Source organism: Echinicola sediminis, assembly GCF_054777495.1.
Map to the genome: position 1 here is coordinate 50,439 of NZ_BAAHAP010000002.1, position 22,207 is coordinate 72,645.

Annotated in this window: 18 protein-coding genes; 6 read left to right on the forward strand and 12 right to left on the reverse strand. The window is 43.3% G+C overall.

Annotation, left to right across the window (positions count from 1 at the left end; all coding sequences use genetic code 11):
* Positions 1-742 precede the first annotated feature (742 nt).
* Complete coding sequence (locus ACYVAA_RS00970; RefSeq protein ID WP_460538129.1) at positions 743-1,219, forward strand: hypothetical protein; 477 nt, start codon at positions 743-745, stop codon at positions 1,217-1,219.
* A 128-nt stretch (positions 1,220-1,347) separates the two neighbouring features.
* Here the strand turns inward: ACYVAA_RS00970 and ACYVAA_RS00975 are convergent, their stop codons facing one another.
* Positions 1,348-1,686, reverse strand: a complete 339-nt coding sequence (locus ACYVAA_RS00975) for a zinc ribbon domain-containing protein YjdM (protein ID WP_460538130.1) — start codon at positions 1,684-1,686, stop codon at positions 1,348-1,350.
* Between the two features lie 202 nt (positions 1,687-1,888).
* Between ACYVAA_RS00975 and ACYVAA_RS00980 the strand changes: the two genes are divergently transcribed.
* The gene (locus ACYVAA_RS00980) at positions 1,889-2,152 is read left to right on the forward strand and encodes a hypothetical protein (RefSeq protein WP_460538131.1); all 264 of its coding nucleotides are present in this window, start codon (positions 1,889-1,891) and stop codon (positions 2,150-2,152) included.
* Between the two features lie 630 nt (positions 2,153-2,782).
* Positions 2,783-4,195, forward strand: coding sequence for a hypothetical protein (locus ACYVAA_RS00985; protein ID WP_460538132.1), 1,413 nt, complete (start codon positions 2,783-2,785; stop codon positions 4,193-4,195).
* Between the two features lie 200 nt (positions 4,196-4,395).
* Here the strand turns inward: ACYVAA_RS00985 and ACYVAA_RS00990 are convergent, their stop codons facing one another.
* Together ACYVAA_RS00990 and ACYVAA_RS00995 are read right to left on the reverse strand one after the other, a co-directional pair.
* Entirely contained in the window at positions 4,396-4,947 is a 552-nt protein-coding gene (locus tag ACYVAA_RS00990) for an REP-associated tyrosine transposase (RefSeq protein WP_460538133.1), read from the reverse strand.
* Positions 4,948-5,169: 222 nt separating this feature from the next.
* Positions 5,170-6,012 carry an AraC family transcriptional regulator gene (locus ACYVAA_RS00995; protein ID WP_460538134.1) on the reverse strand — a complete coding sequence of 281 codons (843 nt, stop codon included), beginning with the start codon at positions 6,010-6,012 and terminating at the stop codon, positions 5,170-5,172.
* A gap of 124 nt (positions 6,013-6,136) precedes the next feature.
* On the opposite strand from ACYVAA_RS00995, the gene hxlB reads away from it, so the two are divergent.
* Both hxlB and hxlA read left to right on the forward strand, forming a co-directional pair.
* Positions 6,137-6,793 (forward strand): SIS domain-containing protein, encoded by a 657-nt coding sequence (gene hxlB / locus ACYVAA_RS01000; protein WP_460538135.1) that lies wholly within the window; start codon positions 6,137-6,139, stop codon positions 6,791-6,793.
* Positions 6,794-6,840: 47 nt separating this feature from the next.
* On the forward strand, positions 6,841-7,467 hold the full coding sequence (gene hxlA / locus ACYVAA_RS01005) for a 3-hexulose-6-phosphate synthase (RefSeq protein ID WP_460538136.1): 627 nt from the start codon (positions 6,841-6,843) through the stop codon (positions 7,465-7,467).
* A 432-nt stretch (positions 7,468-7,899) separates the two neighbouring features.
* On the opposite strand, the gene ACYVAA_RS01010 is transcribed toward hxlA, so the two are convergent.
* The 3 genes from ACYVAA_RS01010 to ACYVAA_RS01020 all read right to left on the reverse strand — a co-directional run bounded on the left by ACYVAA_RS01010 (position 7,900) and on the right by ACYVAA_RS01020 (position 10,611).
* Positions 7,900-8,655 carry a sulfite exporter TauE/SafE family protein gene (locus tag ACYVAA_RS01010; RefSeq protein WP_460538137.1) on the reverse strand — a complete coding sequence of 252 codons (756 nt, stop codon included), beginning with the start codon at positions 8,653-8,655 and terminating at the stop codon, positions 7,900-7,902.
* A gap of 519 nt (positions 8,656-9,174) precedes the next feature.
* Positions 9,175-9,828, reverse strand: a complete 654-nt coding sequence (locus ACYVAA_RS01015) for an IS110 family transposase (RefSeq protein ID WP_460538139.1) — start codon at positions 9,826-9,828, stop codon at positions 9,175-9,177.
* Positions 9,829-10,215: 387 nt separating this feature from the next.
* On the reverse strand, positions 10,216-10,611 hold the full coding sequence (locus ACYVAA_RS01020; RefSeq protein ID WP_460538140.1) for a group III truncated hemoglobin: 396 nt from the start codon (positions 10,609-10,611) through the stop codon (positions 10,216-10,218).
* 613 nt (positions 10,612-11,224) lie between these two features.
* Here ACYVAA_RS01020 and ACYVAA_RS01025 point away from each other — a divergent pair.
* Positions 11,225-11,641 carry an OsmC family protein gene (locus ACYVAA_RS01025; RefSeq protein ID WP_460538142.1) on the forward strand — a complete coding sequence of 139 codons (417 nt, stop codon included), beginning with the start codon at positions 11,225-11,227 and terminating at the stop codon, positions 11,639-11,641.
* 90 nt (positions 11,642-11,731) lie between these two features.
* Here the strand turns inward: ACYVAA_RS01025 and ACYVAA_RS01030 are convergent, their stop codons facing one another.
* From ACYVAA_RS01030 to ACYVAA_RS01055, 6 genes are all read right to left on the reverse strand, one after another.
* Positions 11,732-13,039: an ATP-binding protein gene (locus tag ACYVAA_RS01030; RefSeq protein WP_460538143.1), complete on the reverse strand. Its 1,308-nt coding sequence runs from the start codon at positions 13,037-13,039 to the stop codon at positions 11,732-11,734.
* Between the two features lie 237 nt (positions 13,040-13,276).
* Positions 13,277-14,107, reverse strand: coding sequence for an N-acetylmuramidase domain-containing protein (locus tag ACYVAA_RS01035; RefSeq protein ID WP_460538144.1), 831 nt, complete (start codon positions 14,105-14,107; stop codon positions 13,277-13,279).
* A 4-nt stretch (positions 14,108-14,111) separates the two neighbouring features.
* Entirely contained in the window at positions 14,112-14,981 is an 870-nt protein-coding gene (locus ACYVAA_RS01040; protein ID WP_460538145.1) for a tetratricopeptide repeat protein, read from the reverse strand.
* An 8-nt stretch (positions 14,982-14,989) separates the two neighbouring features.
* Positions 14,990-18,685 carry an eCIS core domain-containing protein gene (locus ACYVAA_RS01045; RefSeq protein WP_460538146.1) on the reverse strand — a complete coding sequence of 1,232 codons (3,696 nt, stop codon included), beginning with the start codon at positions 18,683-18,685 and terminating at the stop codon, positions 14,990-14,992.
* 16 nt (positions 18,686-18,701) lie between these two features.
* Positions 18,702-20,414: an eCIS core domain-containing protein gene (locus tag ACYVAA_RS01050; protein ID WP_460538147.1), complete on the reverse strand. Its 1,713-nt coding sequence runs from the start codon at positions 20,412-20,414 to the stop codon at positions 18,702-18,704.
* 138 nt (positions 20,415-20,552) lie between these two features.
* Positions 20,553-22,205 (reverse strand): contractile injection system tape measure protein, encoded by a 1,653-nt coding sequence (locus ACYVAA_RS01055; protein WP_460538148.1) that lies wholly within the window; start codon positions 22,203-22,205, stop codon positions 20,553-20,555.
* Between the last annotated feature and the right edge of the window lie 2 nt (positions 22,206-22,207).

Consider the following 22,207-nt stretch of genomic DNA (forward strand, 5'->3'; position numbering starts at 1 on the left):
ATAAAAGTCCTTGATGATTTTCAAATCATAGAATAGCAAATTTGGCTAAACTAATAGTGTAACATTACGGCATGTTCGCCTAAAAGTTTAATAAATAAAAACTGACCATAAGTCAATGTTTGGCAAAAGAATAGGCGTACATTCTTTATTTCCGTTTAAGAGTGCATAAAATGATGATTTTTTTGAACCATTAATAAATGAAGGTATTAAGGGCATGAAGAAGGATAGGGGCCTGTCTTAATTTCCTTCATGCCTTCATGGTTTACAACTTTTCTCGATTCTCTCCCTTTTTGTATCTTCCGGACGGCTGTTAAACTACAGAAATTACCTTGACTGAGGCCTTTTTTTGAACCATTAAGAAATGAAGGAGTTAAGGGCATGAAGAAGGATAGGGGCCTGTCTTAATTTCCTTCATGCCTTCATGGTTTACAACTTTTCTCGATTCTCTCCCTTTTTGTATCTTCCGGACGGCTGTTAAACTACAGAAATCACCTTGACTGAGGCCTTTTTTTGAACCATTAATAAATGAAGGAGTTAAGGGCATGAAGAAGGATAGGGGACGTCTTAATTTCCTTCATGCCTTCATGGTTTACAACTTTTGTTTCCCAAAAGTGTTGTAGCAAGACCTTGGTGCAGAACAGGGTTTACCCATCTCCAATTTGATTTTTCTTTTCAAGCGAGGTATAAATCCGTGAAAATTCGTGTAATTCGTGGACATATTTCTATCAAATCAATTCCCAGTATGAAACTCCCCAGCCTTGCTCAGATCAAAAAGGAACTTTCTCACTTAACAGAGGAAGAATTGATTGCCTTATTGATGGAGACGGCAAAATTCACCACGGACAATAAGCAGTTTCTGTTTTTCAAGGTTTATGGAAGGGAGAATCCTGGATTTTTTCAGGAAATGGTAGAGGAGGAGCTGCAATTGGCTTTTGAGGGTGCCAATCTGGATCATGCGCACTTTGCCAAAAAATCCGCCCAGGCCATTCGCCGTAAGCTCAACAAGTACCTTAAGTTCACCAAGGAGAAAACAATCCAGATTGAATTGATTGCCTTTTTCTGTCGCGGACTTCAGGAACAGGGCTACCTGAAGTTTGACCATCCCGTGATCGATAACCTTTATCAGATGCAGTTGAACAAAATTCAAAAACTGGTTGCCGGTCTCCATGAGGATTTACAATACGACTATCAGGAGGTGTTGGAGGAGTTGAAGGGGTAGGAAGTATCAAGTACTAAGTACAAGGTACAAAGTAAGAAGTACTGGTCTTGCGTCTTGATACTAAGTACTCAATACTAATTACTCAATACTAATTACTCAATACTAATTACTCTATACTCACTACTCTATCACGCTTTTTTCACAAACTCCGATTTCAGAGCCATACTGCCAAAGCCGTCTATTTTGCAGTCGATATTGTGGTCACCTTCGACCAACCGGATATTTTTTACTTTGGTACCTGCCTTTATTGGCTGTGAGGCTCCTTTCACCGGGAGGTTTTTGATGACCACCACAGCATCCCCGTCCTGAAGGAGATTCCCGTTGGCGTCTTTGACCAAGAGGCCTGCCTCCTCTTCCGCAGTTTCTTCAGGATTCCACTCATGGGCGCATTCTGGGCAGACCATCAGGGCATCCATAGGGTAGGTGTATTCAGAACCACATTTAGGACAGGGGAGTATTTCGGACATTTCGGTATTTGGTTTTTATAAGGCCACAAAGATAGGGAAAACTTGGGTTATTGCTGGGAAAACCATGGAGGGTACTGAGTTTACCAGGGTTTATAGGACTCTGCTTTAGTTTGCTCTCAATACTTGATATTCAATCCTCCTTTTCCTTGTCACCGTATGATATCCTTGTTAACTTTCAGGAAAATTTCCTTACGGTACATATATGTTTGAAAGCTCAGATTACCCAAAACCTCTTGATGAGGAACTTTTTGAAACCTGGTTGGAAGAAGGCCGCGCCAAGAAAATCAGCTATAATTACCTCTTGATTATCTGGAATGCCTATGAGGAAAAATACCAGCCGGTATATGTAGAAGAGCGTCCCGAAATCAATGGCTTTCAGCAGTATCCCCATCATTCTGGCGAGGAAGGACTGGTGGCAGTTTATGATCTTTTTTCAGGCTCCAGGATTACACTGGATGTTAGGTAATAGAGACGCACGACGCTAGATAAAAGACACAAGACGCCAGCACAAGATTTTAGGTGGCCCATTGCAAAGGGCAAGGCAGGATTAACTATTCAAAAAGCTGCTTGATTGTGCTGATAAGACAAGACGGCTTGTTTGACTGCTTAACTGAAAAAGAACGATTAGCGTTGTAAAATCCATCAATTAAAATTTTAAATGATCCTCGTCGGGAGGCCGGCAGCATCGGTGGTTTAGATCAAGTTGATAAATAGGGTATTTGTAAATGAATTAAAGTTTAATGTAAATAAATGGTTGCTTTTTAATGATAAAAAATAATCCCTAAAAAATATTATAAAGAACTTATAATGGTTAGCTTTATACCAGTTGTTGACGAATGTGAGAAAGACACTAGTGGATTTTGGTCTAAACAGCCCCTACTTTCAAGATTGTTTTAAAGGGGAACTTTGAAGGGATGATGGGATAAGAACATTCGAGTTGTATAAATTTTAATGATTGTGACGGTTCCAATTAAAGTCTTTTGGTTCCGCCCTAAGTATGCGTTTGTGAGCATTCTATTTCAAATCAATGGAATAGTGTAGTGCATCTAAATAAACCTGACGATTTAAAAGATTTTTTTCACCAAACACAACGATCATGTACAGAAATTTACATTACCCATTATTGGCGGGATTGCTGCTGATTCTATTTTCCTGCAAGGACCAAAAAAAGGAAGCTGCCGACACCGCTCTAATGCATTTTGCCTACCATGAGGTAGAGCCTGCTGATTTTCCTCAGCTGAATATCCCCGGCTTTAATTTTCCAGAGGATTCGACCGTTCTCAATCAATGGATCCATGAGATGGATACCAACAATATCTACTTGCACGGGTGGGGGATTTGGACAGGAATCACTTCCATGAGCTCCCAGAAAATCCCCGGAGACCCTAGGAATTTACTGGTTTTTGAGACTTGGCTCACCCCGGAGGAGATGATCGACTCCATCAAAAACCAGCCGATCAAAAGATCCAACAGGTCTAACCTAAAAGTCCCCAACCAGTTTACCCACTTTGCTTCAAAGCAAAAAACGGTGAATGACAGTATCTTCGAGTCGGTATCCTATAGTCCCGGGGCATCCAGCTTTGCCATTGAAAATAAATTATTCATGGCTACCACACTTTACGATTTTGCCAAAGTAGAAAACAGGGAGGAAATTCCCTTTTTCCCAACGGATGCAATTACCATTAAGCCGGTGTTTAAATTGCTGCCTACCTCCGGGGGAGAAACACAGTTTGACATTGCTGTCTGGCCGGGCACGATAGATTCACTGGCTGCTTTTCCCGAGTCTGACTGGGGAAGTTATGTAACGGTGGATGTGAACAATAAGGGAAATGTGGAAAATGGTGTTTATCCTTTGGATGATTTCATTCACTTTAAGTTAAATGATGAAGATGTCTATTTTCTCAATCAGGAATTTTCGGAAAATAGCGGAAATCAATTCAATGCCCAACCCGGTGATGTAGCCATTTTGGTGGGGATGCACGTGACCACCAGGGAAATCACCAACTGGACATGGCAGACCTTTTGGTGGACACCTGATCCCAGCAATCCTCCAGCACCCAGCTCTAAGTCCATTGCAGATAGCAGGCCCGAGGAACTGAAGGGAGCTGCCCGCCATTATGCCATGGCAGTTGCCTATTATATGGTGAATCCCAATGAGCCCTATGAGGGAGAGGATATTGTGGGTGCTCCTAATTATGCCTTCAATCCGTATTTAGAGGCAGGTTTTGGCCCCAAGGTATTTGATGATGCCATTAGTTTTGTAAATACAGAAGAAGGAAAAATCGATACCTATGCCGGGGTCAGGACCAATTGCATGAGCTGCCATAGAATGGCCTCGGTAAATCCTGATGCACTTTCCACTTCCTCCAATTCCAAAACACCCTATGTGGGAAATTCCTATGTGAGCCGTTCTGATGCGATCTTTGAGGGACAGTTATTGTTGGATTTTGCCTGGTCCATTCAGGGGAATGTGGATACCACGGGAATGAAGGCCTATCTAGCACAGTAGATAGCGCATTGGCATTTTGATAAATACAAGATCTCTTGTTGATGGATCACCAGTCGCATTGCAAATGCTTATACTTAATCCCCCGCGTTGCAAACGCGGGTGAGAAGTAGAATTGTAAAGCAGAACGAAATTCCTAGTCCTCGTTTGCAACGAGGACTTTTAAATCCCCGTGTTTTGAACGCCACTAAGCCCATTATAACTCAAGCCATAAATTCGATATTAACCAAGCCTTTGATGCCACAATAATCTCTTGCGGAGCTAAACAAATAATCTTCCGGTTCATCCACGATCAGTGCTTTGACCGGATTTTGATGGATATAATTTAGCTTTTGTTTTTGCAGGTAATTTTTCTCCAAAAGGATGGCATGGTTATCATCTTTCCAAAATTTGTATTTCTTTATACGCTTAAGATTCCGGCCCGCATATTCGAATTGGTTAAGCATCCATTTGCGTCTACTTTCAGGCTCATTTTCGATTCTATAAAGAATTCTTTTCGCCGTAAATTTTTTAAAATCACGGATAATCCCTGATAAATGGTAAGGCTCCTTAGCCCTGCAAATTAAATGAAGATGGTTGCTCATAAGACACCAGGAATAGATGACCAAGCCTTTATTACTGTGGCAGAAATTTAAGGAATCAACAATGTCAAGCTTGTATTCTTTTCGGGTGAATACATCGAGCCACCCCACAATGGTAAAGGTTAAAAAGTATAAAGCATTTTGATCAGCGATCTTATATTGGTCTCCAGACATAATGAAAAAATTTGTTAAGTATTAAAAATAGACTTAATGCGCTAATTTTCAAATAATAGAACGTGATCCCTAGTCCTCGTTTGCAACGAGGACTCCTAAATCCCCGTGTTTTCAACGCCGCATATCTATGGCTCTCTAGCCGCATTGCAAATGCTTATACTTAATCCCCCGCGTTGCAAACGCGGGGGAGGAGTGTGTCAGTCCAATCGATGGTTAATGTGGTCAGTTAATAAGGGTGTTTTCGTAATGGCTGATATGGGTTTTGACACTCAACTGAAATTCCTGGGGAGTTTGCCCCGCATGCAATTTGAAAAAGCGGCTAAAATAGGACCTGTCCTTAAAGCCCAGGTTGAAGGCTATTTCCTTGATGGTGTTTTCACTGTGGATGATCTGCCTTTTGGCCTCCAGTAAAACCCTGTCATGGATCAGCTGCATGCCTGTCTTGTTTAATTTTTCCTTTAGAATTTGGTTCAGTCTTTTGGCACTGATACCAAGATGATCTGCATAAAATTCTGCAGTTCGCTCTTCTAAATAATTCATTTCCAACAACAGCATGAATTCATAGATGCGCTTTTCATTGATGTCCTGCAAGGTAAAATGCTGCTCTTTCAATTGGATCAACTGAAGTAAAAACACCTTCAGAAGGGCTTTGATCATGATGAGGTTCAAGGTGGGCTGCTGGTATTCCTCATTCATCAGTTCATAAACCGTCTGTAGCTTTTTGGAGCTCTCTGCATTGACCTGTAAACAAGAAAACTCCCCTTGGATATTGAACATGCGGAAGACATCGAGCAAAAATTCCTTGAGATCTCCTTCCAGCAATTCCCTCTTGAAGGAAATCAAGAGTCCTTTTTTTCCTGCCTTGTTCAATTGATGTACCCGATATGGGGGAATGAGGTAGATCCAGTCACCGCGCAGGGTCTGGAAATTATGCTGTGGAACATGAAGGGCCTCTTCATCCTTGAGCCATACAATCTCAAAAAACTCCTTCCTTCCCGGATCATCCAGATAGGAAGGAGGACAGTTATCAAGGTTGCGAATATAGATTACCTTATCACTTAACATATGCGTTGGTTTGTTGGGGTAAATTTTGCTGTGTTTCCATATAGTACCACAAAACTAGCGAATATCACCCGGGCTCTAACCATCTTGGGCAAATTGTGCCACACATCTATCAAATAGTGTACAAATGGGACCATTGGATCCCCCTAATTTTGTGTCCAGTATTTATGCAATTAGCTATTCACCAAGCGGTATCATGATCGATAATATGGAAGCAATGATAGAAACCATTACTTTAAAGGAGTCCCTGGACATGATCATCAGGGAACATTTGCAGGTATCCCAAAACTTTCAGTTTGAATCCCTGAGTGCCATCATTCCCGTTTTGCAAGGAGCCCATAAAATCTTTTTGACCGGGGCTGGCCGAACGGGCTTTATGGTCAAAGCCGCAGCCATGCGCTTGATGCATTTGGGTTATGCAGTGCACGTAGTGGGAGAGACCACCACACCAGCCATTGGGAAGGGAGATGTGCTGATTGCGGCCTCCGGATCAGGAACTACTGCTTCGATAGTAAAGGCGGCAGAGACCGCTGTTAAAAATGAGGCGGAGGTGATCTGTTTTACCACCAATAGCAAATCCCCGCTGGCTGGATTAGCCAGGCATATGATCAGCATTCCTGCTGCCGGTAAGCAAGACCATGATGGAACGGTGTCTGCGCAGTATGCGGGAAGCTTGTTTGAACAGTCCTTTCTGCTGCTCACTGATGCCCTAATTCAGCACCTTTGGAAAGAAGAGGGGAGCACTGCGGAAGAACTCTGGAAGCGGCATACCAATATGGAGTAAGGAAGCGCTTTAGAAGCTTGAAAAAAATTACCATTAAAACATATATTATGACAAAGTTACAAGTAGCCATTGATTTGTTAAAGACTGAAGAGGCCATCGCCCTGGCCACTAAAGTCGCTCCCTATATCGATATCATAGAATTGGGGACCCCCCTGATCAAAAGCGAAGGGTTGAGTGCCATCACTGCCATGAAGAATGCTTTTCCTGATAAAAAGGTTTTTGCGGATTTCAAAACAGCAGATGCCGGTGCATTGGAAGCCCAGATGGCCTTTGAAGCGGGAGCAGACTATATCACGATTTTAGGTGCTACCGGAGATTCGACGATTGCCGGAGCGGTGGCAGCTGCCAAAAAATACCATAAAGGAGTTGTGGTGGATACCATTGGTGTCAAAGACCGTGTTCAACGCGCCAAAGAGGTGATTGCTTTGGGAGCAGAATTTGTGGAGTTGCATGCCGGACTGGATGAACAAGCCGAACCAGGATATTCCATCCAGGTATTGATTGATGAGGCCAGCAGAGCCGGAGTTCCTGTTTCCATTGCGGGTGGTGTAAACTTGAAAAGCATTGAGGGAGTAAAGAATTCAGGTGCGGTAGTTGCCGTAGCCGGAGCAGCCATTTATGGTGCTGAAGATCCCGCCGCCGCTGCCAAAGCCCTTAAAGAGGCCTTAGCTTAAGCACATTCAAAATCGAGAGCCTGTCTCATAAGTAGATTTCTCTGAGTCCTACACAAATAATATTTCGTTGTAGTGTCTGAATCAGTGAAGAAAGGGCCCGCCCCAAAGGGGCGAACTAATAATAGCCTGGGGTGGCAGCCCCAGGCAATAGTAACCCGAAAGGGTCATGTTTTGGCCGGATTAATAGCAATAGAGCATATAACTTGACGCCAAAACCCGCAGATTTCAATTGAGAAATCTACCCAAGATAATGTCTATAATTACGTCATCACAAGCGATCAGAAATCCTATACCCATAGAATATTTGGTAATCAGATTCCGATAATGACTTATGGGACAGCCTCTTTTAATTTCAATCATTTCCAAAGCGATTACCGGGCTCAGGCACCTGATCTGTCAGCATGATCCTTTAAAATCCCTTTGCAGTATCATTTATTTAAACAGAATAATAACCGCTCCCAAGGCTGTTAATACCAAAATCATTTTTCTAAAAAAGGCCTCATCGATTATTTTAACGATCTTGATGCCTAGGATAAATCCGAGGATTATCCCTGGAATCAATTTCAGATCGAGTAGGAGTGATTCTTCTGTAATGGTGTTCCAGATGAAGAAATGAAAGGGTAATTTGAAGACATTGATGATCATAAAAAGCCAGGCAGCGGTTCCTATAAATTGGTTTTTGGGCAGTCTCATGGCTAAAAAGTAAATATTGGATATGGGCCCGGCCAAGTTACCGACCATGGTGGTAAAGCCAGCCAAGGTCCCAACACCACTTGCAAAAGCCCAGTGAGTGGGTACATCTTTTACCTTTTTTTGATCCCACCAGACGATAAAGATTACGGTAAGGAAGATAATGGTGGCCATAATGATTTTAAAGGTTTGCTCAGGAAGGTCCATACCGAACCAACTTCCCAGCACAATTCCCAGTATCATCCAGGGAAGAAATTTGGCCACGTATTTCCATTGGGTATGTCGGTTGTAATAGATCACCGCAAACACATCTGCCACCACCAAAAGGGGCAATACGATGCCAGTGGATTGTTTAGCTTCGAAGGCTATGGCCATAAAAATCACATTGATGACCGCTATTCCTTTGATTCCGGCTTTGGACAATCCGATCACAAAAGCGGCTAAAAAACTTAGAATCCATGAAGCGGTACTGATTTCTGTGGTCAAGGATAAAAACATAGGTTGGGGTCAGAAGCGAATGATGAAAGCATTTTAATTCCGCAAACATAAAAAAAAGAGCCGGAAGACCGGCGAACTAAGCCAGCTTAAATCAGAAATTATGAATATCCGCAAATATGGCAGCAAACGAAAATATCAAGAAGGGGTCCACGAATTACACCAAAAGGTGTCCACGAATTACACGGATTTATCTGGCGCTAGACAGGTTAACAAGAATTAATTTTTAAAAAAAAGTTAGATGTAACTTTTTCTGGAATAGAAAATGGAATTACATGGGATGATATCTGCATTCTATTTAAACAGTACAAATCTTGGACATTTCTAAATGTAACATCAAATAATTAAAATAGTTATATAATTTACATTATGTTAAATAAAGAATTCAATACCTCCAAACATTGATTCCTCCCCTTATGTTTTTGGCATCCCCTTTCATACAGCATCTGTGTTTATCTCTCGGATCTGTGGTTTATGTTATCAGTCAAGACGAAATTTCCCCTGTCCTTAGAAGGGATTACTTCATTCCGCTAAGGCTCCATTCGTGATGACGTTGGAGAAGTAAATTGCCATAGTAAGCCGAATCTCCCTTAACTGGCCGTTTTCCTGGTCTATCAAATGGTTTAATTGTCTGTCCACTTCCTTGATGTTTTCATCAATCCTAAAGAGCTCATTCTCTATTGATTCCCTCAAAAGGTCGTTAAGCCTACCTGTTGATATAAAGGCTTCCAGTTTCATTTGAATGGCATGTTGGTGTTTTAACAGCTGCTTTCTATAGGCATACCATTGTTTGATCTCAAGGTAGCAGGACTTTAACGGTTCCCAGGGTTTTGTTTTGAGTAGGCTTCCATATTCAGCTATGCTTTTTGCATCGGCACTGTCTGTCTTGGTTCTACTAAGCTGCATCTGCGTAAACCTTTTGATTACAAGCGGATTGATCACCGAAACCATGATTCCTTCATCATATAGAAAGCTTGCCAGTTGATAATAATATGGTCCAGATGCTTCCATAATCACCCAGGAATCAGAAGGAAGAAGATTCAGTAACTCTGAAAAGCCTTCCGAATTATTATTCAGCTTTGCCTTGGTTTCCTCTCCATTTCCCAATTTGAAATAGATATCAAACTTTGCCTTCGAAATATCAACGCCTATGTATACCTTTTCTGGTTTTTCCATTTTCTTGCTAACTTTACCCTATGTCTATGGCGGCCGTTGCTATCAGATAAGTCTTTTACCGGATCAATCTATACTTAAAACAGGTTCTTGTGACCTAATGAATTGTCCTGATTTCGGTAATAAGAGCAGAAGGGAACAGCATTGCGAACAGTCTTTACGACCAATGACGGATAACGTCCTTATTCCTTCTGCATTTACCTGGTAGCAGCGTCCCGCTTCTCAGGCAAACCAAATAATATTCCGATATTTTTACAACGCTTTTTCCGCCACTAACTTAGTATGACGGATAAAATTCAATCTCGCCAAGGAAGTCTGAGTCTACCATCTAATGTCTGACATCTAGCGTCTTACTCAATACTCAAGACTCCCTACTCAATACTGGCCACCCTAATTGTCCCTTGCCTCATAAATCCTCAAAAACAATATACTCGCCATATTCCTGGCATGTTCCTTGGCGTGGTCGGCTACCTTGCCGTCAAAAAGTATGTCCAGGGTGTTGAACCATAATTCCAGCCAGTTGCCGAAATGTACTTGGGTAATGCCCTGGCCTATTTTCTGGTCCACTTCCTTGTGGACTTTGAGTGGGTTAAACTTGTTTTTTCCCGGACCGCTTTGCAGCAAAATCATCTCCCAAAAATCCGACAAATGCTCCAGATGCTCCGGCCAGTTGCTGACAATCCCGTTGAATATCGGTCCCAGATTGGGATGTTCCCTTACCTGTGCGTAAAAACTATGGACCAGTTTTTCCACATCTTCCCTGTTTTGGATATCATGTCTTGCCATAATGTAAAGGTAGGAATATTTTAGTAGTGAGTATTGAGTATCTAGTAATAAGATGCTAGACTTTAGACCATTAACCACAAAGTTCACTAAGGTAGCACAGAGGGCACTGAGTTTAACCATTGACTTTTGTTTTTAGTCTTTACCTCAGCGTTCTTGGTGTCCTCTGTGGTTTAACTATTTATTTTAACCACAGAGTGCACGGAGGTCGCAGAGTTTTTATTTGTTAAACCATTGTTCCCTTTGTGCCACCTTTGAGTCCTCCGTGGTTAATTAAAATTTTAACCACAAAGGTCACTGAGGTGTCACGGAGGTCGCTGAGTTTTTAATTTTAAACTTAAGTTATTTGTGGACAGCCATTACCTCAGTGTTCTTGGTGTCCTCCGTGGTTTAACTGTTTATTTTTACCGCAAAGTGCGCTGAGGTCACTGATTTTTAATTTTTTACCACAAAGTTCACTAAGGTAGCACAGAGGGCACTGAGTTTTATATTTTAAAACCTTTGCTCCCTTTGTGCCAGCTTTGGGGCCTCTGTGGTAAAAACTCAACAACCAAACCCTTGTTCTGCTCGATACTTAAGCGTAAATTATAGTTTTTCCACCTTAAATAACCAAATTATGAAATTTACAAGAAGAGCATCGGCCAATTGGCAAGGAACAGGCGATGAGGGTTTAGGCACGGTAAGCACCCAAAGCGGTGTATTGGACAAAGCGAAGTATTCCACCAAGGCCCGTTTTGCGGACGGCAAAGGCACCAACCCGGAAGAACTTATAGGCGCCGCACATGCTGGTTGTTTCAGCATGAAGCTGGCTTTTGTGATCAATGAAAAGGGACATACCGCCTCCAATATCGATACCACCGCCATCGTGGCTTTTGAGGATGGAAAAATCAGTAATATCCACTTGAAACTCTCGGCAACGGTTGAAGGCATGAGTGATGCGGATTTCCAAAAAGCGGCCATCGAGGCCAAAGAAAACTGCCCTATCTCCAAATCCCTGAATACCGAAATCACCTTGGAAGCCAAATTGGTATAATATCCTATATTATCCACAGATAAAGGGGATAAACACAGATAAATGGTAAAATTATCTGTGTTTATCATTTTCATCTGTGGATAATTAGTTTCAATTCACCATTTTTCCCTCCTTGACCAGTTCCTTCTTGATTCCGGTCAATAAGTCATCCTTATCAAGTACTTTTTGCTGTTTGCTGAGGGCTTTAAGGCTGGCAAACTGGATGACGTTCACGATATTGGCTCCGGTAAGTTCATATTTTTTGGCGAAGGTATTAAGGTCAAGGTCTTTGGCCAAGCCGGCTTTTGGCGGGATGTTTTTCTCCCACAGTACCAGTCTTTCAGCAGCCACAGGCATCGGAAACTCGATGATGCTCTGGAATCTTCTGGTGAAGGCCGTATCGATATTGCTCTTAAAGTTTGAAGCAAGAATGACCAAGCCTGGATGGCTTTCTATCCGTTGGAGAAGGTAGGAAACCTCCTGGTTGGCATATTTGTCGTGAGCGTCCCGTACATTGGTACGTTTTCCGAAGATGGCATCCGCCTCATCAAAGAATAAGATCCAATCCTTGTTGATGGCCTTATCAAATAAGGAGGAAAGGTTTTTCTCGGTTTCGCCTATGTACTTGGAAGTAACCAATGATAGATCGATTCTATAGACGTCTTTGTTGGTGTATTTCCCCAATAAACTGGCCGTAAGTGTTTTTCCGGTACCAGGAGGCCCGAAAAACATGACCCTATAGCCCGGTTTGATCCTGCTCTTCATTCCCCAGTCATGTAGCAAGGTTTGTTCATGTTTCAGCCATTCTTCTATTTCCTGAATCTGGTTCAATGTTTTCTGGTTGAGAACAAGATCCTCCCAATCCAATTCTGTGTCAATAAGTTGTGCGGGAAAATTGGAGCTTAGCTTAGGCTTGCTGATATGTTCGGTGGTAAAGAGCTCAGCATATTCCCTGTCCATCAGCAGCGGCCCTGCCCATTCGGGCTCCTTCCTTTCTGTATCCCCTAAGTGGAGAATGCCTTTCCCAAAAAGCGGGGATTGATAAAAAAGCGGAAAGTATTTTTTACGGGTGTTGGGATCATTACCGGCCAGGATATACAAAGCGGTTTCCCCTGTGGGAATAATGCCCCGGTGGTTTTTGGCCTTGATGCCACCGAATTCGGGGAACTCCCCTCCTTTTGGAAAATAATCCTGTATGATCCTGTTGAAAAAGCCCGGATCGATATGAGGCACCAACGCGAGTATGAGAAGGAGTAGTTCTTGGTTTTTGATTCTCTGTTCAAAAATAAAATTCCCTAAGGCTTCTTCCCTGTTCAAATGCAGTTGCATTTGGGGCTTTTGCAGGGCCTTGCTCCTTCCCAGTTCAAAATCCAATCTGGACCTGATGGCCATATTTAAAAATTGTAACAGTTCGTTCATGGTGTTAGTTACTTGTAATTGGTTAATAGCTTATGGGGAACCGAGGACCAATGATAAGTATAATCTGGATTCCCAAACCTTTTTATTAAAGGTCGGAATTGCAAATTCCGACCAGCCGCCATGTAATCCGATGAAATCCAGCATCTAAAATCTAGCGTCTTATGTCTATCTACAATCTATCGTCTACTATCTACCGTCTATCTCAATACTCAAGACTATCTACTCAATACTCAATACTCAATACTCAATACTATATTTCTCATACGCTTGCTGTAGTTTCACATCATAGCGGTTTTGGGCATAGCCGGGACCATTGTAACCACGGGCAAATTTGGCCCAGTCCTTGGCCTTAAGATGGGACATTAATTTATTGACTTCCAAAAACTTTCCGAACGCCCTCAAGTGTTCGCGTTCATGCTGCTGCATTTTACCGACAAAATCGTCAATGGAGGCATATCCTAAGCTGTCCGCATGGTAGCCCATGATCTGAAAAGCCCCCCAGGAAGCAGAACGGTAAGCGGCTTCTTTAAAGACCTCATTGTCTGAAATGGTCGCCGCTTTCTGCAAGCGATCGTATTCCCCTGCCCCTCCCTTATAGTGGCTCCTGGTCCATTTGGGATAAAGCACATCCTTGGTCTGCTGCTTATAAAAATCCTCAGGGTTGATATGCCGTTTCTTTAATTCCCTCCAGAAAACATGTCCCTCAAATAGAATTTTGGCCCTTCCATCGGGAAGAAAGCCCTTTCCACTACTTTCTACTGCGTTGACCGCTTTTACTGCGGCCAGTTCCAATCCATATTCCTGGGCAAAGTTGATCAGGTCCTGCTCGGAAAGAAATTTGGAATGTTCTTTTAAGGCTTTGGGATTTAAAGCCAGCAGTTTGGTCCAGGTTTTCAATCCTACAATACCATCAACGACCAGATCATGCTTTTGCTGAAAATCCACCACGGCCTGATGCGTATCCTGGCCAAAGAAATGGGAGACATTTACACGGTATCCCATATCGGCCAATATTTCTTCTAAAAATTGGACTTCCGGTCCTCGGGAACGGTATCTTAGGGTTTTCATAAAATTAGGAAGTTTGGTTCTCGATTAACTTTTTATAATGCAAGGCTTTGGCAAAATCAGGTTGGATGCTGAGGGCTTTATTAAAAAGCAGCAGGGCATCGTCGTATTGGTGCATGCTACACAGGATGACTCCCTTTTCAGTTAAAATCAGGGGATTTTCAGGATTCATTTTCAGTAAAATGTTCAACTGTTTTAGGCCCTCCTCTATGTTTCCCATGCCCAGATAATTGGTGGCCAAATAATACCTGAAATCCGGCTGGTCAGGCAAATCTGCCAGGGCTTTTTTAAAGGCCTTTTCGGCCAATCCATGATTGCGGAGATGAAACTCACACCTTCCGATGTGAAACCAAATTTCCGGATGATCATCGGAGGCGGTAAGGTCATGGAGAATTTTCAAAGCCCCTTCATAATCCTTTTGCAGAAGGAATACTTTGGCCAGTTCCACAAAGTATTCCAACTTGGCTTCCAGGTTCAGCAAGGTATTCCAGTAGATTTTGGCTTTATCCAGCTCATTTTTATGAGTGGAAAGCTTTGCCAAGCTCAGCCAGGCATTGGCATGGTCAGGGTATTTTTCTGCGGCCAGCCGGTAGCGCTTTTCTGCTTCCTGCAGTTTGCCCAGCATCGCCAAGGTGTTTCCCGAATTTATGATATAGCTGGGTTTATCTTCTTGCTCAATTGCCTTTTCGAAATAGTCCAAGGCATCATCAAATTGCTTTTGATGGTGGTAAAAAAGCCCCAGGTTGTTGAGCAAAGAAGGGTTTTGGGGATTGAGTTTAAAAGCTTCTCTGTAGCAATTCCCGGCCTTTTCAAAATTCCCATTAAGGAAATGTTGTACCCCTTCATTATTGAGTTCGGTTGCTTTGCTAATTTCCATAGTATAATTTAATCAAATAAATCGTTTTTAACGTCCCTGGCCAGTCCCTTGGCCATATCGATTACATCCAGATCCGGATAGATAACTTCGATATCATCAAAGGACATATCAAAGGGCTCTCCTTCCCGGTAATGGACCGGAAATACTATTCCGAACTGAATGTCTGGGCCCCATTCGTAAGAGGCCAAATTATGCCTCCAGGTTTCCGAAATGGAAAACCAGCCAATTCCCAAGGAGGCCCTGGCAAAGGCATTGAGGTCGAAGGTAAACTTGGGATTGACCGTAATCCGGCCCTCTGCATCCAATGCCAGGCCGGTTTGTGGGCTCCAGTTGACATCCACTTCGGCTGCAGCCTCTCCCTCAAGCCCAAGCGTACCGGCCAGTTCTATTCCTCCAGATAGACTGGCTATCGCCACGCTGACACCTAAGCTTAAATCTCCTCTTAAAGTCAGTCCCGCATCGGCAGGAATGGCAAATTCCCCATGTCCGCTTACCGTGGTTTCCTCCTCCCTTTCAGGATTGTAGGTAATCTCGGCCGACATGTTTCTTAATTCTCCCGGACCAAAGCCAGCCGTAAAATCAAGCCCTCCTCCTATCTGAGCGACCAAACCAATGCTTCGGGGGCCAAGAGGAATGGCAAATAGTGGTATTTCTATGGTAGGAACGCTGAACAGGTTACGGTTAACCTCCCGTCTTCTAAATACCTCATAGCGATCTGAGGACAACCTGGCGGTCACTTCTATCTCCCCTTCAGGGGTGAAATTCACGCCTGCTGTGGCGGCCAGCCATGGGGTGAGCTGTAAGGTCAAACTTCCCCCACCATAAACCCTCATGGTATCGTCCGGCTCTCCTGTAGGCTGCCCATCATCTCCAATGACTCGGTTGGTGGCCCCTACATTGACCGTTCCGCTGAGCATGCCCCTACTGTAGGAAGCGGAACCTTCTATGGTCAGCGCCCCATTTTCATAGGTAACGGTCAAGGAGGAGGAAATGCCAGGAATATCGGGCTGGGCGGTACCGGAGACAAATACATCATATTCCTCGGCTCCGGCAGGTTTGGATACCCGGGCTTCCACGTTTCCTCCGGTAATGCCCGGTATTTCACTGCTCAGGTCAAAATTTCCCCCTATGGAAAAACCTTGCTCACCATATTGAATGGTCATTGAACCTCGTTCAATTCCCGGAATGTCCAGTTCGGCCTCTCCGGCAGCCGTGAAGTTGTTTTCACTGTAGGAAGCAGTAATGCTGGCGTTTTTTACCCCTCTTACCTTGCCTTCCGGAATACCGATTTCTCCGCCTATGGTCCAGATATTGTCCTTGTATTCTACATTGATTTCTGCTGGGTCAAAAAGATCCGAATCAAAATTGAAAGCACCTTCCAACTCAAAACCGCCTTCGGTGGAGGCTGAAGCTCCGATATGCCCCTCACCTACTTGGTCAATGCCGAAGTTGACCTGGCCTTCAATAAGGAAGCCCCGTTGGACTCCATAACCTAAGGTTAAACTTACATCGCTTATGGTAAAGGGAGCTGGCATATCCAAATCCCCTGTTGAAAATACTTTTTGCAACCGTACATCATCTTCGGTGATGACAATCTCCACATTGGATCTGGAGATAAAAGGAACGGATGGTAATAGGGTTCCCGTACCCACCAAACCAGCTTCTGTGATTTGAAGGGATGAAATGGTAAAAGGGCTCAAAAACTGAAAGTCAGCCTCACTATTGTTAATAAAGTCCTTTAAGTCTTGTGATTTTAGATAGCCCGCATAGGTGGTTCCTGGCATTTTATAAATCGGCCAGTTAAAATACTCAGGAAGTTCCATTATTTTCTTGGAGCCATCTACACTTTTTAAATAAAAAGGTTTTCCCCTCATATGCCCCTTTTTCCCTTCATTTACCTGAGGTTCAAACTTCATACTTTCAACATTAAAAAACTTGTTATGAAGCCTTAGAACAGGATCAAACAGGCTATTGGATAACTGCTGTTCAATCGCATTAGGATCTTGCCATGAGATTTTTGTTCTTGAATTCAGATTGTCACCCCAGTAAATCACATAAGAGGAGGTGGAACCTATTTGACCTGCCAAGTCCAGTCCAGCCGGATGTGCATCATAAGGTAAGCTTATGTTGGGATTGGGGTCTTGGAAGTCATACATATTGATGGCTCCTCTTCCCTTTTGTCTATTTAAAAGCTTTTCAATATGGTTTCCACTTTCGATTCTGGTTTGATCCCAGGTTTTGATATTGGCAGGATTGGTACCGGCGCTGAAGCTTCTGTAATGAATGTCAAACCGTGGCTTGATATACCTATCAATAGTCCTGTTGTTAACCCTGTTTAGATTGATGTCTTTTGACTCCAATGCGGTTTTTAAAGCCTGGTCGGAATTGATTAAATTAATTAAGGCAGTATTTACATTACCTTTAATCAAATTACCCGATTCCCTATTTGCCTCTTTACTGAGTAAATGCAGATTTTGTACACCTTTAATGCTGTTACTCTTAATCCTAGGCCAGCCTTTTAACTGTAATTCCTGTTTGTGATCTATCTGATAGATTTCCTTTTCTCCACTTGGATCATCCCAAAAAGGAACTTTCAGGTTATCAGCTAGCAGAATAGCATCCCCGTTACGCTCGAATCTTTTCGTTTTCCCCCCTGATCTTACAGAAGTGGACACACGGTAAAGTCTGTCATCCTGAATCCCTCCTTCTCTTAACTTTGCCAAGGCTCCGTCACTGGAAATAGTGTCCCACTCGCCAGCCTGATCTGGATTATTCTCTTCTTCACGTCCACCATCGCTAAACTCCTTGGCCCTAAAATTATTTTCCCCGTTCATAAAGGGAAGTTTAAAGGCGGGAATAGGCAGGTCGTCTACAAATATCTTGGGTGGATTGGTGGTAAAGTCAAAATTAGTACCTGATTGAGGTACTTCGGTATCATCCTCTTCCTTCTGCAGCATTTTTCCATGCACAGCAGTACTGCTTCCCTGCTGGATGGTATGGGTCAGCTCATGGGCCAGTAGGTGCTGACCAGATGAGCTTCCTGGATCGTATTTTCCTTCATTGAAGTAGATATCATTGCCATGGGTAAAAGCCTGGGCGCCCAGCTCCCTGTTCATCTGCACGGCTGAGCTGTCGGTATGGATGTTGACCCCGCTGAAATCCGCTCCAAAACCACTTTCCATGGTTTGTCGGGTAGAAGAATCCATATTATTACCGCCGCTACTTTGGTTCAATTGGCTTTCAAGCTTTGGGGAAACGGTAGTGGAATTCTCCGATTTGGCTTGCAGGTTTTCCCCACTATTGTCATCATCTTCATTCGATGCTTCGGGGCTTTTTTGTACCTCCTCCTCTTCCTGCTTTTGCAACTCTTCCTCTTCTTCTTTTTCCTGGATTTGTTCTTCTTCTACCTTGGTCTGTACCAGAGGTGTGATGGATTCCGCCACGGGCTTTTCCTGAAGGGTATTTTCTGCCAGCTCCTCGTTTTGGACATCTTCCTCTTGCTGGCTTTGAACCTTTATGTCATTATTGGAAATTGAAGGTTCCGGACTGTTATTATCGGCCACTATCCGATCGGCCATTTGATCAGCTTCAACTTCATACTTATCCCCGGCTTGGCCCATGTTGAGCTGGGCCTGAAAAAATGTCTCAGAAGGCTTCTGAGGGGCTTGGCTCTTTGGTCTGTATTTTTGCGTCTTTTCTGCCATAAAAAGTGGGTTTGTTTCATTTTGCTTTTTTGCCCGGACAGCCTTTATAGGATTTGGCCGCCTTCTTTTTGGACAGTGACCAAGCGGAAGTAGCGGCTTTGCCTGTGACCACTATTGTTGAACTTTTGGTGACATTATTGTGAATCAGTTCTGCCACTGATTCGACCACGCGTACACATCCATGGGATTTGGGGGTTCCGGTGACCGCTTGGGCATTGTGAATGCCAATGCCTCTTTCTGTGACAAATGCCATATACCAGGACATGGCATCTCCTGCAGCGCTCTTATAATCTTCTCCCCCCAGTTTTTCTGCTTTGAAATTACTGCCCACAGGGGTACAGTAGGTGTCCTTGTCCCCTCTTTTTGGATCAATGCAAGGATCCCCTTTTGTATTTGGACATCCCTTTCCGCTGGAGATGTCATAGGGGCCTCTCGTTTTGCCATTGCTCCAAAGGATCTTGAGATTTTGATTGGTCAGGTTGATGGTTATTTTGGAAATAGAAGGCGGTTTTACTTTTTCAGGAGGATTTTCCAGTGGCGCTGTTTGAATTTCAGAAACTGTGTCAAAGTCACCTGCCAACATCTGGTTGATGGATTTTTCTTGGGTAGGAACGGTAGGGCCTTGCCCTGAGTCCCCGTCCAACACATCGGCGCCGGAATCATCATCGAAATCAATGATTTCCTCTGTGTTTTCTGAACTGAAAACATTATCCAATGTGCCCATGGTCTCAGGCCCCACAATACCATCCACTAAAAGGGAAAATTCCTTTTGGAATTCTTTGACCGCGCTGTCTGTTTCTGAGCCGAAAATACCGTCGGCCCCAAACTTGGGCAATTCGTACCCTATATCCATCAGGGCAAGTTGGAGACTTTTGACATGTCCGCCACTGCTGCCGTTTCTAATGTGCTGTTCATCATCAAATGCGGCCTCCAACTTAGCATTTCCCGCAAATCTTTGGGCTTTGAGATCATGCCCATCCCCTATTTTCTTTTGTAGTTTTTTTTGGACTGCTCCCTTCTGTTGAATGGTATGGGTGAGCTCATGGGCCAATAAATGTCTGCCCTTTAAGGATTCCGGCTGGTACTTGCCTGAATTGAAATAGATATCATTGCCATGGGTAAAAGCCTGGGCGCCTATCCGATCACTCATTTCATGGGCACGGGCATCGGTATGGATGCGCACCTTGCTAAAGTCCGCACCAAATCCATTTTCCATTTCTTGTTTGGAGGTTTTATCCATCATGGTGCCGGATCCTTTGCTTTGGGACAAGGGGCCTTCAATTGATCCTGTTTCCTGCGGGGGCATTGCTGATGTTCCGGTCTTACTTTGGACCTGTTCTTCCTCTTCCTGCTTCTGTAATGGCTCTTCTTCCTCTGCTGGTTTTTGTTGCAGGCTTTCTTCTTTTTCACATTCGGCACACTTGGCCTGAACAGGCTCCTCTTCGGCCATTTCCTGTTTTTGAACCCTGCTTATTGAATCTGCCAGGGGTTTTTGCTGTACTTCCTCCTCCTCGCTTCCTTGCTTTTGGATAAGATCCACCGATGAGGATGGCTGATTGACCACCTGATCGGCCATGGCATCGGCTTCTTGCTCATATTGGTCGCCTGGCTGGCCCATTTCCAGTTTGGCCTGGACACCGAAAAAATCCTTCGGCTTGTCTTCTGCTTTCTGGAACAGCTGTTGACTATGGCCTTGGTTCGCCTTCTTTAGATGTTTTAATTCCCTCATGGCTTTTGGTTATTGTGTGAAAACCTTTACCTTTTTCTAATCCGGATTTGATCACCATCCTTCTATATTCCTTAACCGGCATCTCAAGTCTTACAATTAGGGTATAAAGTCTAATGTCTCAAATCTTGATACTACCAATTACCATTCGACAAAGAGGAGTTCTTTTCTCCATGGAAACTTGACCATACTGATGCCCCATGGGAGCTTTTCCAGCAAAATGTCCTGAGTTTTCCGCTCTAGAATCAGTTTAGGGTATTTCCCTTCCAAGAACAACTTCCCCTTTCGACAAAGAAATGCTGACCTTAATGTATCCACACCCGTCCCCTTCAGGGAAGTCCAGTGGCCTATTACCGTTTTTAATAGTTCTTCTGCTTGCGATTTCAACTCCTTGGATAATACAAGCTCTCTGTTTACCGCTGTAGACACTCTCATCCCACAGCAGAACTTTTCAAAAATCAACTCATGGTCAAAGGCCGATTCCTTTTTTGTAGCCAAATAATGTAGCAGAAGCACAGCCCTTTCCCTATCGGAAAATACATTGTTAGCAGTAAGTAATTTTGTCTTTAGGAATAGTTCTTTCAAAAAGGGATGCAAAAGGATAAGCCCTGCCTGCCCTACCTCTAATTCCTCAAGACCTGTATCATCAGAGCTACTCTCTACATGGTCTGCCTCATTGGAAAGATGGTTTTGATTGGTGAGAGTATCCGATATACTTGAATAAGATTCAAATTTAGAGTCTGAATAAGGAAGTGATTCATCCTTGTCGGCGCTATTTTTCCGTGACTTTTGTCCTTTTTGGAAAAGTGACTTCACTTCATTCTTTGGAATAATCCTATCTCCTGAAAGCCGCATGTAAATGTCCTCATCCAACCAGTTTCTGGGAGACTGGTGAATTGCTTTAACCCAGTCGATAAGTTTCTTAAGTGTGATTTGTGCAGCCATCTTTTCATTGTTGGGAGCATTCCTCAGCTGTTCAAGTACTGTTGAGATGAGTTGTTTAAGATTGTCTTTTAGTACCGCAGAATTGGGGATGGCCCAAATAAAGTCCCATAACGGTATCTTCAAAGTTATTCCGATCTTGGTTTCCAAGGCGTTTAAGAGCTGTTTATCCACCGTAAGACCATATTCCTGATGTACAAATTGCTCATACATCATCCTGTTCTGTTGGATGGTAAACTGTTTGACCAGTCTTCTGCGGAGTGATGGGTTTTGAGCGGAATGTTTGAGTAAAGCAATGAAGATTGGATGGTCCAATATTTCCTTCACAGCGCCTTTTTTATTCCAATTTGAAAAGAATAGCGGTGCTTTCTCATTCTCACCCATCCACCAAGGTTTGCTGCCGTTTTGAAGCAAATGACAGATGGTATTTATTTCTCTATTTAAATGACTAAGCGAGCTTGTTTTTTTTGCATGCCCCACCTGAAGTGCATCAAAAAGAGTATGGTTTGGATCACTTACATCATCGATTTTGTCAAGTGCTTTTTGTAACTGCATGGTCAGTTGTCTTTTTAATTGTCCCAGCATTTGATCGCTTGATGGATGATTGAGTTTTCCATTTTGCCCTTCAAATAAAGGTCCGGGACTCTTCAGCACTAACTCCAATTCAGGCACTTGGAGATACATCCGTCCAGTGTGATCATCTATGGTGTCTAATACCTGTTCAATAATTGGCAAAAGATCCGTCTTTAGCCAATCCCCTAGATAGTCTTTCAGAAGGTGGGCATTCTGGGAATTATGACTGATCAGTTCACAACTGACTTTATGGACAATATGCTTAGGCCTGATATCCATCT

Bases quoted from the DNA above. Each gene is read 5' to 3' on its own strand.
- ACYVAA_RS00970 (WP_460538129.1), top strand. From the start codon at position 743: ATGAAACTCCCCAGCCTTGCTCAGATCAAAAAGGAACTTTCTCACTTA.
- ACYVAA_RS00975 (WP_460538130.1), bottom strand. From the start codon at position 1,686: ATGTCCGAAATACTCCCCTGTCCTAAATGTGGTTCTGAATACACCTAC.
- ACYVAA_RS00980 (WP_460538131.1), top strand. From the start codon at position 1,889: ATGTTTGAAAGCTCAGATTACCCAAAACCTCTTGATGAGGAACTTTTT.
- ACYVAA_RS00985 (WP_460538132.1), top strand. From the start codon at position 2,783: ATGTACAGAAATTTACATTACCCATTATTGGCGGGATTGCTGCTGATT.
- ACYVAA_RS00990 (WP_460538133.1), bottom strand. From the start codon at position 4,947: ATGTCTGGAGACCAATATAAGATCGCTGATCAAAATGCTTTATACTTT.
- ACYVAA_RS00995 (WP_460538134.1), bottom strand. From the start codon at position 6,012: ATGTTAAGTGATAAGGTAATCTATATTCGCAACCTTGATAACTGTCCT.
- hxlB (WP_460538135.1), top strand. From the start codon at position 6,137: ATGGGACCATTGGATCCCCCTAATTTTGTGTCCAGTATTTATGCAATT.
- hxlA (WP_460538136.1), top strand. From the start codon at position 6,841: ATGACAAAGTTACAAGTAGCCATTGATTTGTTAAAGACTGAAGAGGCC.
- ACYVAA_RS01010 (WP_460538137.1), bottom strand. From the start codon at position 8,655: ATGTTTTTATCCTTGACCACAGAAATCAGTACCGCTTCATGGATTCTA.
- ACYVAA_RS01015 (WP_460538139.1), bottom strand. From the start codon at position 9,828: ATGGAAAAACCAGAAAAGGTATACATAGGCGTTGATATTTCGAAGGCA.
- ACYVAA_RS01020 (WP_460538140.1), bottom strand. From the start codon at position 10,611: ATGGCAAGACATGATATCCAAAACAGGGAAGATGTGGAAAAACTGGTC.
- ACYVAA_RS01025 (WP_460538142.1), top strand. From the start codon at position 11,225: ATGAAATTTACAAGAAGAGCATCGGCCAATTGGCAAGGAACAGGCGAT.
- ACYVAA_RS01030 (WP_460538143.1), bottom strand. From the start codon at position 13,039: ATGAACGAACTGTTACAATTTTTAAATATGGCCATCAGGTCCAGATTG.
- ACYVAA_RS01035 (WP_460538144.1), bottom strand. From the start codon at position 14,107: ATGAAAACCCTAAGATACCGTTCCCGAGGACCGGAAGTCCAATTTTTA.
- ACYVAA_RS01040 (WP_460538145.1), bottom strand. From the start codon at position 14,981: ATGGAAATTAGCAAAGCAACCGAACTCAATAATGAAGGGGTACAACAT.
- ACYVAA_RS01045 (WP_460538146.1), bottom strand. From the start codon at position 18,685: ATGGCAGAAAAGACGCAAAAATACAGACCAAAGAGCCAAGCCCCTCAG.
- ACYVAA_RS01050 (WP_460538147.1), bottom strand. From the start codon at position 20,414: ATGAGGGAATTAAAACATCTAAAGAAGGCGAACCAAGGCCATAGTCAA.
- ACYVAA_RS01055 (WP_460538148.1), bottom strand. From the start codon at position 22,205: ATGGATATCAGGCCTAAGCATATTGTCCATAAAGTCAGTTGTGAACTG.